Below are 14,648 nucleotides of genomic sequence, written 5' to 3' on the forward strand. Positions count from 1 at the left end.
GTGGATGACCGCTAGCGGCGGTCAGTCGTGGTTGCGTTAGTTGTTGCGGAGTGCGAGGAGCGCTGCACCGATGATGGCGATGAGCGCGATGCCCATGCCGAAGCCGGGGATGCCGCCACCGGACTCGCCGTCCTCTTCGGTGGTGGTGTCCGCGGGTTCTTCGGTGGTCTGCTCTTCGGTGGTCTGCTCTTCGGTGGTCTGCTCAGTCGTCTGCTCCGTGGTCTCCTCCGTGGTCTCCTCCGTAGTTTCCTCGGTGGTCTCTTCGGTGGTTTCCTCGGTGGTTTCCGTGGATTCGACGACTTCGCCAGTGGCGGTGTCGAGCTCGTTGCCATTGACGTCCTCGAGGACGACCTGGAACGTGGAGCCGACGGCTGCGTCACTGAAGTCGACCGTGGCGGTCAGCGACCCGTCCTCGGCGGTGGCCGGGTTGGACGGGTAGATGTAGCCTTCGCCGGGCGATTCCATGGACTCGACGAGCACGTTGAACTCAGTGCCCGTGGCGAGCGTGGTTTCGCCGGCGATCGACTGACCTTCAGCGGCCTCGACCGTGTACTCGTCCTGCGAGAGCTCCGAGGAAGCCGACGCAGCGGAGAACTGCGCGGTTGCGGAGGTGTCGTCGCTGGTGAGCTGGGTCGTGGTCGCGTTCAGCGTGACTTCGGCGTCGTAGACGTCGTTACCGAACTCGAGGTCGCGCGGGCTCGCGTCGACTTCTTCGAGGTCGGTGACGATGTAGAACGTACCGTTCTCTGCGTCCGTGACGACGGAGGCGTCACCATCCTGGAGCGCCTGCGCGTAGTCGAGGGTCTTCGATTCGCGGTTCTGCCGAGTGCTCGCGTCGGTCTGGGTGACGCTCAGCGAGAGCTCGGAGTTGTTGACCGCGTCCAGAAGTGCCTGCGTGTCGTCTGCAGCGTCGTTGCTCTGGAGGACACCGAAGACACCGTTCGCTTCGACTTCGTGGACGACGTAGTCGCCCTCTGCGATGCTGCTGTCCTCGGAGACTGCGCCGAGGACGTCAGCGACGTCCGTGCTGCCGGGGGCCGTCCAGACGTTCTGGCCGGTGATGCCGTCAGCAGAGTTGATCGCGAGCCGGCTCACGTCCTGCGCCTGAGCGCCTGCGTCGCCGCCGGCGCGGACGGTGGTGCGGTAGCTACCGGACGCGATCGGTGACGAGAGGTCGTCCGTCGCGAGTTCGATGTCGGTGACGGAGTCGTCGGAGTCACCGGGGACGTAGAATGCGTTCTGAACGTCGCCGGTGTTGTTGCCCATCGCGTAGGTGTTGATGTTGAACGCGACGTAGCCGTCGCCGTTACCGTCGTTGACGGTGACGTTGGCCACGTAGCCGGAGCTCTCCTGACCGATGACGACCGTCGCTTCGCTCGTCTCGGTCAGCGAGACGTTCATCGTGGAGATGTCGCCGCGGGTGGTCTCCGTGGTGCTGACGAACGAGGTGCTCGTGGCAGCGGATTCGGAGACTTCGATGTCGACGCTCGCGGACGCGTCGGTGTCCGTCACGGCGACGTCGAGGGTGTAGTTGCCGGCGTCGATGCCGGTGAAGTCGAGCGTGGTGTCGCCCTCGGTGACTTCGCCGACCGTGTCACCGTCAGCGTTCGTGGTCGTGGACGGGAAGACGTCGGTGTAGTCGGACTCTTCGAAGCCGTCGACAGTGACCGTTGCCGTGTACCCGTTACGGAGGTCGGATTCGACGGTCAGGTCCGAGGTAGTCGTCGTGCCGCCGTTCTGAACAGCGGTCTCGCTGAGCGAGGCCGCGAGGTCCTGTTCGACCATCTCGAAGCCGCTGTTACTGGCGTTGAGCGCGTTTGCGCCCGAGCCGCCGCGGAGGAAGTAGTCCGCGGTCTGGCGGTCCGTCGTGCTGAACTGCACGAAGTTGTTGGCGTCGACGGTCTTCGTGGACACCGGCGTCGAACTGTCCGCGTCGCCGCGGCGCAGCTGGATATCCGTACCCGAGGCCAGGTTCGTTTCAACTGCGAAGGACTGGCCGGAGTACACCAGGGAACCCTGCAGGTCAGCCGCGCTGTCGAAGACGCGGTCGACGTCAGGAGCGCTGTCGATGGTCAGGGTGAGGGAGTCCTCTGCGGAGCTGAAGGTCGAGCCTTCGTCAGCCCGAACGGTCAGATCCCCTTCTTCAGCGGCACCGCCGTTGAAGCCGCTGCTGAGGTCAACGTCGACCGAGAAGGCGCCAGTCCCGTCGGACTGGGTCGCGTTATCGAGCGTCTTCGTGGCCCCGGCGCTGTCCTCAAGCTGGAGGGAAATGTCCGAGCTGTTATTTGCTGTACCTTCAATAGTCACCGTGTCCGATGACGCGAATGTGGTGTCGCCGGAGGCAGTACTAAGACTGCCTGCGTCGACGTCCGCAGCAGCACTTCCTGTGAACGCGATGCCGGCTGCAAATACGGAGCCGATCATCAGCGCAGTCAGGAAGACCGCGCGAAGCTTGTTTGTCTTGCTTGTCATGGTTTGGTTGTGGTCTGCTTGGTCGGCACCTACGTCGGTCGCGCCCTATGCGGGGCGGTACTGGACGCTGGCACCAGTGGGTAGGGGTGTAAGATGCATCGCCTGTTACTGGTAAATACTTTGTGTTATTTTCGGCCGCTGGGGCATGAAACTCGTGTGATCCATTCACACACAATCTGGGGATAGCGGCCGTCAGCGTTCACTTCGGGCGTCGGTTCCCGACCTCCGATGACCCAAAGGTTTAAAAGAAATATGTGTAGTGCTCACACGGATCTTGGCCTGTCTCTCTCTGGGTCTACACCGGGATGCGTCCGGTAATTGACGGTCCCTCCAGCACCGGTCGCCGTTCGCTCAGGCCGTCGTCTCCCCATGGTCGACGACGCGCTCCCCTCCGTGATGTTCGGTCCGCCGCTCGCGCACACGAACAGAGCACACTGTCTCGGTTGCGTCGTCCACGACGAGCGCGTCACCAGTCCGGGCGGGCAACCGCTCTGCCAGCGATTCCGCGAGATACGTCGGTCGGGTCGCTGCGAGCGCATCGACGTCTTTGCCGGCGGTAAGTCGGTGCGCGACGAGGAGGTCGGACTGGGAGACGGCAACCTCGGGGAGTGCGCTGGGTCGCTGGGTCGCGAGGACGACGCTCGCGCCCGGCGCTCGCCCCCGAGTGTAGAGGGTTTCGATGGCGTCCGCGGCAACTCCGGTCGCGCACGCGTGCGCCTCGTCCACGAGTAACCACGGGAGTCGCCTGTTGCCCGCTACCGCCGCGCGGTAGAGGTCATCGGCGACCGCGGCGACGACGGCCTGCAGGCCCCCCCTGAGCTGTCGCCCGAGGTCGTTCACGTGCTCGTAGACGTCGTTCTCGGCGGCGTACTCGAGGGTTTCGAGGCCCGCAGCCATCGTCACGGGGTGCCCGGAGAAGGTGCCCGCCTGGAAGACGTCGCCGACCGGCGTGAACTCCTCCATGAGGTCCGTGCGGCCGCCGATTGCGCCGACCGGGTACCCGCCGCCGATGACCTTCCCGAACGTCGTGAGGTCGGGCGTGATGCCGTACTTCGACTGCGCACAGCCGAGGCCGCCGACGCGGAACCCGGTGATGACTTCGTCCCAGACGAGCAACGCGCCGTGGTCGCGGGTCAGGTCGCGCAGCGTCTCGTGGTAGCCGTCGACGGGCGCGACGATGCCCTTGTTCGCGAGGATGGGTTCGACGAGCACGCACGCGATGTCGTCGCCGTGCGCCTCGAACACCTCGGTGACGGCGTCGGTGTCGTTGAACGGGACGGGAATCGTGTGCTCGGCGAACGCCGCCGGGATGCCGGCGCTGGACGGACCGTGGTCCTCGCTGTCGCCCTCGACGAGCGTGGACTCCTGGGCGCCGTGGTAGCCCGACTGCATCACGACGATCTTGTCGCGGCCAGTGTGTCCGCGGGCGAGGCGGACCGCCGACGTGGTGGCTTCCGTCCCGGAGTTGACGTACCGTACCATCTCGACGCTGGGGACGTGGCGCGCGAGGAACTCCGCGTGTTCGATCTCCAATTCCGTGGGGAGGCCGTACATCGGTCCTTCGCTGGTGCGGCGCTGTACGCCCGCTTCGACGGCGTCTGGGAGGTCGTGGCCGAGCAACAGCGGGCCGAGCCCCATCACCCAGTCGACGTACCGGTTGCCGTCGGCGTCGACGACGTGACCGCCGTCGCCCGTCCGGACGAACGTCGGGTAGGGCTGCGGGGCGGCACGGACGGCGGAGTTCACGCCGCCGACGAGCACGTCGAGCGCGCGGTCGTAGAGATCCCGGGATGTCTCGCGGTTCATACTCGACGATTCGGCGGGTCGGGGAAAATACCTGATGGGTTTCCGCGCGACGCTACGCAGCGTCGCGGTCAGCCGGAAGAAAACCCCGTCCGGGTGTCGGACGGGGCTGCCTGCCACCCGGAGCGGCAGTGAGCAGCCTGGGTCGGGTGGCCGGCACGCACACAGTGAGCACAGTCCGTTGTCGGCCTCGTCGTGGATTCACACCTCCGTGTGATCACCTCCGTCTGTAACGCGCGGGTTCACTACCGGGTCCGAGGCCGTCCACCCGTGCGGGGTACAGTGGACTGGAGTTTGGTGGCATGGACGGGTCGGCGCCGAACGGGCGGACGCGTCCGTGGACGACTGGCCACCGCCATTTGCTGGTGTACGGTCGTCCACGTTCTCGATCGGAACCGCGGTGTTCGTTCCACGCATCTGCATTTCAGTGACAGCACGTCTCGGTATGTAAAAGTTTGCTTGACAAAGAAACAATTCTATAACTCATAACTGGGTGTCCGTCCGAACTACGAGGGAACTTCTACGATATAAGGACGTAAATCGTCCAGAAACCCGGGCGTTCGGGCACCAGGAGTGGACGCCCGTTCACGAAAAAATTGCCGGAAGGCGGTCGAAACAAGCGCACGCGGCCGCCGGCGGGTGGCCGCGGACTGCGCGAGCGGGGTTCGGAGTGAGCCGCGAGCCGCGTGGTCGACTGGAGGGCAGCCGCGGTATTCAGAGCGTTTCGGCGACGTCTTCCGCGAAGTACGTGATGATGAGGTCGGCGCCGGCGCGCTTGATGGACAAAAGGGACTCCCGGGCCGTCTCCTCGACGTCCAGCCAACCGTTCTCGGCGGCGGCGTGCAGCATCGCGTACTCGCCGGAGACGTTGTAGGCGGCGACGGGGTGGTCGAACTCGCGGCGGACGTCCGCGACGACGTCGAGGTAGGGGAGCGCGGGCTTGACCATCAGGACGTCGGCGCCCTGGTCGACGTCGAGCGCGACTTCGCGGGCGGCTTCGCGGCGGTTCGCTGGGTCCATCTGGTAGTGTCGGCGGTCGCCGAACGCGGGCGCGCCGTCGGCGGCGTCCCGGAACGGCCCGTAGAACGCGGACTCGTACTTCGCGGCGTAGGACATGATGGGGACGTCCTGGTGGCCGGCGTCGTCCAGCGCCTCGCGGATGGCGGCGACCATGCCGTCGGTCATCGACGACGGCGCCACCATCTCCGCGCCCGCCTCCGCGTGCGACACCGCGGTCTTCGCCAGCAGGTCCAGCGTCTCGTCGTTCTGCACGGTCAGGTCCGGGTGGTCCTCGGCGTCTGCTTCGAGCACCCCGCAGTGGCCGTGGCTCGTGTACTCGCAGAGGCAGACGTCCGTGATGACGTAGGCGTCGGTCTCGGCGGTGATTTGCCGCACTGCCTCCTGCACGACGCCGTTCTCGGCGTACGCGCGCGTCCCGCGTTCGTCCTTGGACGCCGGGATGCCGAAGACGATGACCGCCTCCACGCCCGTCGCCAGAATCTCCTCGACGCGCGCCACGGCATCGTCCACCGGAACGCGCTCGTGGCCGGGCATCGACTCGATGGGCACGCGCTCGTCTGTCGTCGCGTCCACGAACACCGGGGCGACGAAGTCCGACGGCGACAGACTCGTCTCCGAGACGAGGCCGCGAACGCCGTCCCGCCGCAGCCGCCGCGGTCGGTTCGTCAGGTCCATACTCGAGCGTTCGACGCTCCGCGGCAAAAGGGTTCGCGGAACCGGCGTCTGTGTACGTCCCAGCAATCGACCGCGTAGTCACTAGCCTCTGAAAGCCCCCGGTGCGCTCAACTCCCGCGCCTCGCTGTCGCCGAAAGACGCCGACGGCGTCTTTCGAGATGACGAGAGCGCTGTGCTCTCTCGAACCACGCGCATTCGCTCCCAGTGGTCGCTCACGTGCGTCCTTCGTCGGGATTCGTTGAGCGCACTTCCCCGTTTCAATCCGCCGGGGGAGTGGCTGTCTCATTGGCCGACTCCGTCGGTTGCGTCCTCGGCAGAAAACCACCGTCGTCGCCCGCTTTCACAACCGTCTTTGCGGTCCGATTCCACCCCCGACTGTGGACCGCGACCAACTCCAGTTCTACTCGCTGTACGTCTCGCGGTTCGCGGGCGGCTTCGGGTTCAGCGCGCTCGCGTTGCTGCTCCCGAAGTACGCCAACGCGCTGGACGCCTCCGGCCTCATGCTGGGGCTGTTCTACACGGGCTTCACGGCGACCCAGGCGCTCGTCGTGGTGCCACTGGCGTGGGCGGGCGACCGCTACGACAAGCGAGCCATCTTCCTCGGCCTGCTCGGATTCGGCGTCGTCGTCTCCGTCGCGTTCACGCTCGTCGAGACGTCCTGGCAGCTCGTCGCGGTTCGCGGCGGCCAGGGCATCCTCGCGACCGGCATGGGGCTGTTGAGTCTCTCGCTCGTGGGGGAGCTTGCGTCGAAAGGGACCCGGGCGAACTACATCGGGAAAGCCAACGCGTGGCGGTTCGCGGCGTCGCTGCTCGGGTTCGCCGCGGCGGGCGTGCTCTTCGACCGCTACGGCTTCGAGCCCGTCTTCTACGTGCTCGCCGCGCTGTTCGTCGTCGCGTTCGTCGCCGTCTGGCTCCTGCTGGACGCCGACGACACCCGCATCCGGGGGTTCCCGTTCAGCGATCTCGCCTTCGACCGCCAGATCCTCACGCTCACGAGCTTCCGCGCGCAGTACGCCGTCGCGGTCACCCTCGTGCGCTCGTGGGTGTCCGTGTTCGCGGGAATCGCGGTCGCACAGGGCGGCCTCGCGTACAGCGGCACCGTCGTCGCCATCGTCCTGAGCGCGGAGAAGTTCACGAACATGCTGTTCCAGCCCTACACGGGCCGCCTCTCGGACCGCTACGGCCGGTCGCTGTTCGTCGCGTGTGGCGGCGCGGCCTACGGCGTCGTCGCGCTCACCGTGCCGTTCACCCCCGCCGTCGGGAACGCACTCGGCCTGCCCTCCGCGGTCCCAGTGCTCGGCGCGCTGTCGCCCGCATTCCTCCCGCTGTTGGCCGTCAACGGGCTGCTCGGCGTCGCGGACTCCTTCCGCGAGCCGGCGAGCATGGCGCTGTTCGCCGACGTCGGCATCGACGGCGAGGGCATCGCCTCGTCGTTCGGCGTGCGCGAACTCGTCTGGCGACCCGGGAGCGTCATCGCGCCCGTCCTCGGCGGCGTGCTCATGTCCCGATTCGGCATGGAGTGGGCGTTCTACGTCGGCGGCGCGTTCGCGCTCACCGGCGTCGCGACGTTCGTCGCCGTCCTCGTCCGGTCGCACGGCGCCGAAGCGCTCACCGAGTGGTGACGCCCGACCTCTCACTTCGGCGACTGAAACTCCCTTCAGCGAACACCTAACTCCATGCAGTCCCGTGGTTGTCGCATGCCCGGTCCGATGTTCGCGGCCGGGAACTCCGTCACCCTCCGTCCGATCGAGGAGGCGGACCTGGAGTTCCTCGCGGCCGCCCGGAACGACCCTGCGATTCGACGCCCGCTCACGGTGAACAGACCGTCGAACGGCGAACAGACCCGCGGTTTCTTCGAGGACGCCATCTCGACGGACGACGGCGTGAACCTCCTCATCGCCGTCGACGAGGAGCCAGTCGGCATGGTGTCGCTGTTCGACGAGGACGACATCGCCGGCACCGCCACCCTCGCGTACTGGGTGGTGCCCGACGAACAGGGCAACGGCTACTGCACGGAGGGCCTCGGATTGCTCTGCGAGCACGCGTTCGGCGACCGCCGCCTGAACAAGCTCCGCGCGGACGTGCTCGCGACGAACGACGGCTCGCGGCGCGTCCTTGAGAAACTCGGCTTCGCCGAGGAGGGCCTGCTCCGCGAGGAGAAGTTCGTGTACGGCGACTACGTGGACGTCCACCGGTTCGGCCTGCTGGCCGACGACTGGGAGGGGGTCTGAATGCCCGGGCCAGTGTTCGCGACGGGCGATGTCGTCTCCCTGCACACCGTCGAGGAGGAGGACCTCGACTTCCTGCAGCGCGGCCGCAACCACCCCGAAATCCGCCGCCCGCTCACCGACGTCGACCCGCGGAACGGCGAGCAGATCCGGGAGTACTTCGAGAACAGCGTCTCCAGCGACGACGGGTTCGGGTTCCTGATCTGCCGCACCGAAGACGCCGAACCCGTCGGCGCCGTCCACGTGCCGTGGATTCGCGAGAAGCACGGCTCCGGAATGTTGATGTACTGGGTGCTGCCCGAACACCAGGGGAACGGCTACGTCACGGAAGCCACGGCGCTCGCACTCGAGTACGCGTTCCAGGAGCGCCGGCTTGCGAAAGTGTACGCCGTCGTCCTCGAGACGAACACCGGGTCCCAGCGCGTCCTGGAGAAACTCGGGTTCGAGCGCGAGGGCGTCCAGCGGAAGGAAACCTTCGTCGACGGGGAACGCGTCGACAACTACCGCTACGGCATCCTCGCCGACGAGTGGCTGGACAATTAAGATTCCTGACTGAAACGCGTTTCAGCGAACTAATAACACCGTCGGCGTCTTCCACCTAGGTATGCCCGGTCCAGCGTTTACGCGAGGCGACACCGTTTCCCTCCACCCGATCGAGGAGGAGGACCACGAGTTCATCCAGCGCGGCCGCAACCACCCGGACGTCCGCGTGCCGCTGACGGACACCCGAATCCGCACGCTAACCGACGTCGCGGAGTCGGTCAGCGAGGACGACTACCGGTTTCTGATCTGTATCGGGGACGAGGACGGCGACCCACAGCCGGTGGGCGAGGTGGCGTTCGCGTACGTCGCCCAGGAGGCCGAGCGCGGCGCGCTCATGTACTGGATCCACCCCGACCACCGCGGGAACGGCTACGTGACCGAGGCCTCGGAGCTGTTCCTCGAGTACGCGTTCGGCGAGTGCGGGTTCCACAAGGTCACCGCGCGCGTGCTCGTGTCGAACGAGGCGTCCGCTCGCACGCTCGAGAAACTCGGCTTCCAGCGCGAGGGGACGCGCCGCGAGTCATCCATCATCGACGGCGAGTACGAGGACATGTACACGTACGGCCTGCTGGACCACGAGTGGCTGGACTGACAGCTCCGCGCCGACGCGAATCCATAAGCCACCGGCCGTCGTAGCTACCTGTATGAACGACGACACGACAACGGTGCTCGATTCCCTGCTCGACCGCATTACGGAGCTCGGCGGCGTGGACGCCGTCTACGGTGACCCCATCGAACGCGGCGACCGCACCGTCGTCCCGGTCGCACGCGTCGCCTGGGGGTTCGGCGGCGGTGGCGGCCAAGAGGACGGCCCCGCGAGCACCGACGCCGCGGACGACACTGACGACGACACCGTGACCGACGAGTCCGACGACGAGCGCGGCGGGAGCGGGGTCGGGTTCGGCGGCGGGGTGCGCGCGTCTCCGGTGGGGGCGCTCGAAGTCACGGACGGGGAAACGCGGTTCGTGCGGTTCGGCGAGAAGAAAACGCTGCTCGCGGTCGCTGCGGTGTCGTTCCTCGTCGGCGTGCTGTTCGGGCGCCGGTAGCTACTCGGTCTACACCGCCCGCCACGGGGCCGGCGTCACGCCCTCGACGCGAAACAGGGCCGGCGTCACTCGACCACCATTCTGGCCAGCAAACCGAACAAATAGCGTTCGTCCGCGTTCTCGCTCCCCGAGCGTCGTCAGTCCGCGGCCGTGGACGTCTCGCCTGCGCCCGCGGCTGCTGCCCCCTGTTTCGCGTCGAGGGCTTCCACGAGGAGTTCCGTGATGTCCGTGACCTCGATGTCGTCCTCGAAGCCGCCCGTCTTCCGGCCGTCCTCGTACATCGTCATGCACATCGGGCACGCGACGACGAACCGGTCGACGCCCGCGCCGGCGTCCGTGTCCTCGAGGGCCTCCCGGATGCGCTCCTCGCTGGGCTTGGGGTCCTCGTCGAAGTCCATCCAGAGGCCGCCACCGCCGCCGCCACAGCAAAAGGAGTCGTCGCGGTTGCGCGGCATCTCGTCGAGCGTGACGCCCGTCGCGCGGATGACCTCGCGGGGCGCCTCGAACTCGCCGTTGTACCGGCCGAGGTGGCAGGGGTCGTGGTACGTGACGGTGTCGTCCAGTTCCGTGCCGGAGAGGCCGAGTTCGCCGGCGTTCACGAGGTTCTCGACGACCTGCGTGTAGTGGTAGACCGAGTCCCCGTCCTCGAAGCCGAACTGGTCGTACTCGTTGCTGAACGTGTTGTACGAGTGGGGGTCCGTGCAGACGATCTTCTCGTAGTCGCACTGCTCGAAGGCCTCGATGTTGTCCTCGGCGAGCATCTCGTAGAGGCCCTCCTCGCCGACGCGGCGGATGTCGTTGCCGTCGTTCTGCTCGTCCTCGTAGAGGATGCCGTAGGAGACGTCTGCGGCCTCGAAGACGCGAGCGAGCGAGCGCGCGACGTGCTGATTGCGGTCGTCGTAGCTCGGGTAGTCGCCGACGTACCAGAGGTACTCCACGGACTGCTCGCGGGCGTCCGGCACCTCGAAGTCGAGGTCGTCGGTCCAGTCGGGGCGGTTGCGGTCGGGGTCGCCGAACGTGTTGCCCTTCTGGAAGACGCTCATGACGGCGTCCTCGACGTTCTTGTTCATCTGGCCGGACTCAGTGAGGCGGCGGTTCATCTCCGTGAACTGGGTGACGTGCTCGATGTCCACGGGGCAGGCGTCCATGCACGCCATGCAGGACATGCAGGACTCCATCGTCTCCGCGTCGATGACGGAGGTGCCGCCGTCCGCGACGATGTCCACCTCGTCACGCTCGCCGGCCTCCCGTCCCTCGCGGTAGGCCTTCAGGTCGAGGATGACGTCACGGGGGTCCAGCGGTCGGCCGGACGCCTTCGCCGGACACACCGACGAACAGCGGCCGCACTTCGTGCAGGCGTCGTGGTCGAGCAGCTGTTTCCACGAGAAGTCCTCGATCTCCGAGGGCCCGATCTCGTCGGGGCTGGCGTCCTCCGGGACGCGCGGGAGTCGGCGGCCCGCGTCCTCGTCCCGGGCGACGAGGTTCGCGTAACTGGAGAGCATGTGGAACGGCTTCGCGTACGGAATCGCTGCGACGAACGCCAGCGCGAGCAGCGCGTGACTCCACCAGACCACGGGGTAGGCTGCGGCAGCCAGCTCGGCGTTGACGCCCGCGACCTGCAGGACGTCCTTGACGAACCACCCGACGAACGACACCGTCTCGAAGGAGACGTCGCGGGTGGCGCTCGTGCCGAGGATGCGGACGCCCTCGGTGACGTAGCCGCCGACGCCGAGCAGGAACAGCGTCCAGATGAAGAGGTCGTCCTCCGCGCTCGTGTGTTTCCCCCAGAGGCGGTTGTGCCGCACCCAGTACCGGCGGTACAGCGCCATCCCGACGCCGACGACGAACAGGAACCCCATGGCGTCGGCGACGAACGAGTACGCGAGGTAGAAGTCGCCGACGAAGAAGGACGGCTGGCCGAGCGCGAGCGTCCACACGTCCATGTCGAAGCCGAGGATGGTGGTGGCGATGACCAGCGTCAGGAATCCCCAGAGGATGAACGTGTGCATCAGGCCGGCGTAGAGGTCGCGGTCGAACTGCTTCTCGTTCGACGCGACCAGCTTCGCCGCCGTCACCACCCGCGACGGGAGGTCGGCGAGGCGTTCAGTGGGGTCGTCGGCGCCACTGGCGTACGTCTCGAAGCGCCGGTAGATGCCGTACAACAGGATGGCGATGGCGACGGCGGCGAGGTAGTAGAACACGGCCTCGCCGACGTGGCCGATGCGCCAGAACGTCGGCCGGGTTTCGGCGCTTGCTTGCGCCAGCGCGAACGAAGGCATACCAGAATACCTGTCCAGGATTCGCATAAAGGTTGGCAACCCTGAGACCACGCGCGATGGGTTTACTTCGACTGTACCGGGGCACCCCTTCGACCGTGCCGGGACCTCCTCGACTGTGCCTGGGCTCCCCTCGTTGAACGAATTCGTTCGTGAACGGTCCGAAAATCCCGTCACAGGCGGCGTTCACGGCGACTCCCTCGTCGGCAACGGTCGACCGAGTCGGTTCGACGCTCAGTCCCGGCCCGGGGCCTCGCCGCGGGCGAACAACTGGGTTACGACTGCGGGGTAAGGCAATAGACATATAGCCGCTCGTAGCACTAGGGTTTCACCATTACATGGACGAGAAGACCGAGGAACTCCGGGACATCTTCATGGACGTGGCCGACGACGATACGGTCACCGAATCCCAGGAAGACACTCACGGCTCGCTCGCCTCCGAGGAAGACGTCGAGGCGCGACTCCGGGACGCAGTCTCGGAGATGGTCGACAACCTCGGCGTCGACACCCCACTCGCGGTCGAGGACCTGGCCACCGTCGTCGAGGCGTTCTACGCCGGCGAGGACGACGCCGGCATCGCCGAGGCGCTGGACGCCGACGTCGACCCGGAGACTGTCGCCCACACCCGCACCGACCTCCACCTCCTCCGCGAGGACGACACCGACCCGCCGTTCGACTACGAAGCCCTCCGCGACGCGACGCTGGGCGACGACGCGTCCGTCTCGGAGTTCCTCGCCGACGTGGACGCCGACGAGGACACCGTCGACTACTACCGCAGCGTCGTCGAGACGCGCGAGGAGATCCGGCGCGTGAACGACCGCTACCGCGCGGAGTTCGAGAACGTCCTCCAGGACCGCGAACTCTCCGAACGCCTCACCCGCTCCGTCCACGAGGACGGCCTCGACGGAGCGACGGAAGGCCAGGAAACGGACATCAACCTCTGAATGACCCACCACACTCCCGTTCGCTCCCCCACTTCGCGCCCGGTCCGTCGGTCCCCGTCACGTGCCAGCGGTTTTATTGTCGCTTGGCGATACAGAATGGACAGATGACGGACGACGACTTCGCCGACGACGCCCCCGGCGTGGACCCGGCGAACGTCGACTCAGTGGAGGAACTGCTGGACGTCGAATCGGCGGAGGACGTCTTCGAACGGCTGTTCCGGGACAGCTTGACGAACGCCATCATCGCGTGGATTCTGGTGGGCGTGCTGGCGCTCGTGTTCGTCGACAGCGTCATGGATTTCGACCGGCAGTGGATGGTGTTCGTCGGCGCCGTCGGCGTCATCGTCCTCATCCCCACCGCCGCATATCGTTCCTGGCGCGTGATGCTACCGTGGGAGTTGCTCGTGCTCGCGTTGGCGCCAATCATCGTGGGGGGCCTGTTCGGCGGGACGCTCGGGACGTTCTCGGTTTACTTCGCGCTCGCGGCCGTCGCGCTCGTCGTCGTCGTCGAACTCCACCTGTTCACGTCAATGAGCGTCACCCACTGGTTCGCCGTCGCGCTCGTCGTGATGACGACGCTGGCCTCGGGCGCGGCGTGGGCCGTCGTCAGGTGGAACCTCGACCAGTACTTCGGAACCAACTACCTCTCCACGAACGACGCGCTGATGGTGGAGTTCGTCTGGGTGACCCTCGCCGGATTCGTCGCGGGCATCCTCTTCGACGCGTACTTCCGGCGACGTGACCGCTGGCTGCGCGCCGCACTCGGCCGGGTGATCTACCGGTGACGTTGCTCCCACGGCCATCGGAGCCCAACCAGCGGCGGCTCACGCGCTCGATGCAGTTCGTGCTCGCGGCCCTGGTCGTCTGGGGATTCGTCGGCGGCAACTCCACGGCTGTCGTGAACGGGTCCATCACGCTCGCCATCACGTTCCTGCCCGCGACCATCGAGCGCAAGTACGACCTGCCGCTGGACCCGTGGCTCGCGCTCTGGGTCACGGCCGCCGTCTTCCTCCACACGCTGGGGTCGTCGGGGCTGTACGCGCACATCTCCTGGTGGGATCACGTCACGCACTCGCTGTCCGCGTCGCTGGTCGCGGGCGGCGGCTACACGGCCGCGCGCGCCATCGACATCCACCACGACCGGATTTCGATTCCGAGCCAGGTGTCGTTCGTCTACATCTTCGTCGTGGTGCTGTCCTTCGGCGTCGTCTGGGAGCTGTTCGAGTTCGGTCTCGACGTCATCTCCACGGCCAGCGGCCTCCAGATGCCACTCGCCCAGCACGGCCTCGAGGACACCGTCAAGGACCTGATGTACAACTCGCTGGGGGCGCTCATCGTCGCGGTGTTCGGGCAAGCCCACCTCGTCGGCGTCGCCGAAACCATCGAGCGCTGGTGGCACGCCCGCGCCCAGTAAGCGCGAACCTTCAAGTACGGGAACGCGACCACCCCGTGGCGTGCCCGACGCCGACCACGACGATTCCGGCACTGACTCGGAGCGTCACTCCGCCGGCGACCGCACTCGCGCCACCATCGCGTTCAGTGACCTGGCGGTCGCCGTCTACTGTCCGCGCCAGCTCTACTACGCGCGTCGCGACGACCGCGACCCGCCGGCGGAACACCGCCACGCCCGCGAACTCGCCG

At 66.8% G+C, this 14,648-nt stretch carries 11 protein-coding genes and 2 pseudogenes; 9 read left to right on the top strand and 4 right to left on the bottom strand.

Going from position 1 to position 14,648, the window contains the following annotated elements; translation table 11 throughout:
• Positions 1-36: 36 nt before the first annotated feature.
• The 3 genes and pseudogenes from GRX66_RS04205 to hemB all read right to left on the bottom strand — a co-directional run bounded on the left by GRX66_RS04205 (position 37) and on the right by hemB (position 5,970).
• Entirely contained in the window at positions 37-2,472 is a 2,436-nt protein-coding gene (locus GRX66_RS04205) for a DUF7827 domain-containing protein (RefSeq protein ID WP_159525420.1), read from the bottom strand.
• Positions 2,473-3,261: 789 nt separating this feature from the next.
• Positions 3,262-4,278: pseudogene (locus tag GRX66_RS04210) on the bottom strand (glutamate-1-semialdehyde 2,1-aminomutase); the annotation flags it as partial.
• Between the two features lie 711 nt (positions 4,279-4,989).
• Entirely contained in the window at positions 4,990-5,970 is a 981-nt protein-coding gene (gene hemB, locus GRX66_RS04215) for a porphobilinogen synthase (protein ID WP_159525412.1), read from the bottom strand.
• 377 nt (positions 5,971-6,347) lie between these two features.
• Between hemB and GRX66_RS04220 the strand changes: the two genes are divergently transcribed.
• The 5 genes from GRX66_RS04220 to GRX66_RS04240 all read left to right on the top strand — a co-directional run bounded on the left by GRX66_RS04220 (position 6,348) and on the right by GRX66_RS04240 (position 9,787).
• Positions 6,348-7,592 carry an MFS transporter gene (locus tag GRX66_RS04220; RefSeq protein WP_325063950.1) on the top strand — a complete coding sequence of 415 codons (1,245 nt, stop codon included), beginning with the start codon at positions 6,348-6,350 and terminating at the stop codon, positions 7,590-7,592.
• 75 nt (positions 7,593-7,667) lie between these two features.
• Complete coding sequence (locus tag GRX66_RS04225; RefSeq protein ID WP_159525414.1) at positions 7,668-8,201, top strand: GNAT family N-acetyltransferase; 534 nt, start codon at positions 7,668-7,670, stop codon at positions 8,199-8,201.
• Positions 8,202-8,741 carry a GNAT family N-acetyltransferase gene (locus GRX66_RS04230; RefSeq protein ID WP_159525415.1) on the top strand — a complete coding sequence of 180 codons (540 nt, stop codon included), beginning with the start codon at positions 8,202-8,204 and terminating at the stop codon, positions 8,739-8,741.
• 61 nt (positions 8,742-8,802) lie between these two features.
• On the top strand, positions 8,803-9,333 hold the full coding sequence (locus GRX66_RS04235; protein ID WP_159525416.1) for a GNAT family N-acetyltransferase: 531 nt from the start codon (positions 8,803-8,805) through the stop codon (positions 9,331-9,333).
• A 52-nt stretch (positions 9,334-9,385) separates the two neighbouring features.
• Positions 9,386-9,787 (top strand): spore germination protein GerW family protein, encoded by a 402-nt coding sequence (locus tag GRX66_RS04240; protein ID WP_159525417.1) that lies wholly within the window; start codon positions 9,386-9,388, stop codon positions 9,785-9,787.
• A gap of 137 nt (positions 9,788-9,924) precedes the next feature.
• Here the strand turns inward: GRX66_RS04240 and GRX66_RS04245 are convergent, their stop codons facing one another.
• Positions 9,925-12,066: a (Fe-S)-binding protein gene (locus GRX66_RS04245; protein ID WP_159525418.1), complete on the bottom strand. Its 2,142-nt coding sequence runs from the start codon at positions 12,064-12,066 to the stop codon at positions 9,925-9,927.
• Positions 12,067-12,401: 335 nt separating this feature from the next.
• Between GRX66_RS04245 and GRX66_RS04250 the strand changes: the two genes are divergently transcribed.
• The 4 genes and pseudogenes from GRX66_RS04250 to GRX66_RS04265 all read left to right on the top strand — a co-directional run.
• Positions 12,402-13,007, top strand: coding sequence for a conditioned medium-induced protein 4 (locus tag GRX66_RS04250; RefSeq protein WP_159525419.1), 606 nt, complete (start codon positions 12,402-12,404; stop codon positions 13,005-13,007).
• Positions 13,008-13,111: 104 nt separating this feature from the next.
• Entirely contained in the window at positions 13,112-13,792 is a 681-nt protein-coding gene (locus GRX66_RS04255) for a hypothetical protein (protein WP_233745288.1), read from the top strand.
• Positions 13,789-14,421 (top strand): hypothetical protein, encoded by a 633-nt coding sequence (locus GRX66_RS04260; RefSeq protein WP_394351507.1) that lies wholly within the window; start codon positions 13,789-13,791, stop codon positions 14,419-14,421. Before GRX66_RS04255 ends, GRX66_RS04260 begins: the two co-directional genes overlap by 4 nt.
• 40 nt (positions 14,422-14,461) lie before the next feature.
• A pseudogene (locus GRX66_RS04265) lies at positions 14,462-14,648 on the top strand (hypothetical protein); the annotation flags it as partial.

Origin of the sequence: Halobacterium bonnevillei, assembly GCF_009831555.1 — an archaeon.
GTDB classification, from domain to species: domain Archaea; phylum Halobacteriota; class Halobacteria; order Halobacteriales; family Halobacteriaceae; genus Halobacterium; species Halobacterium bonnevillei.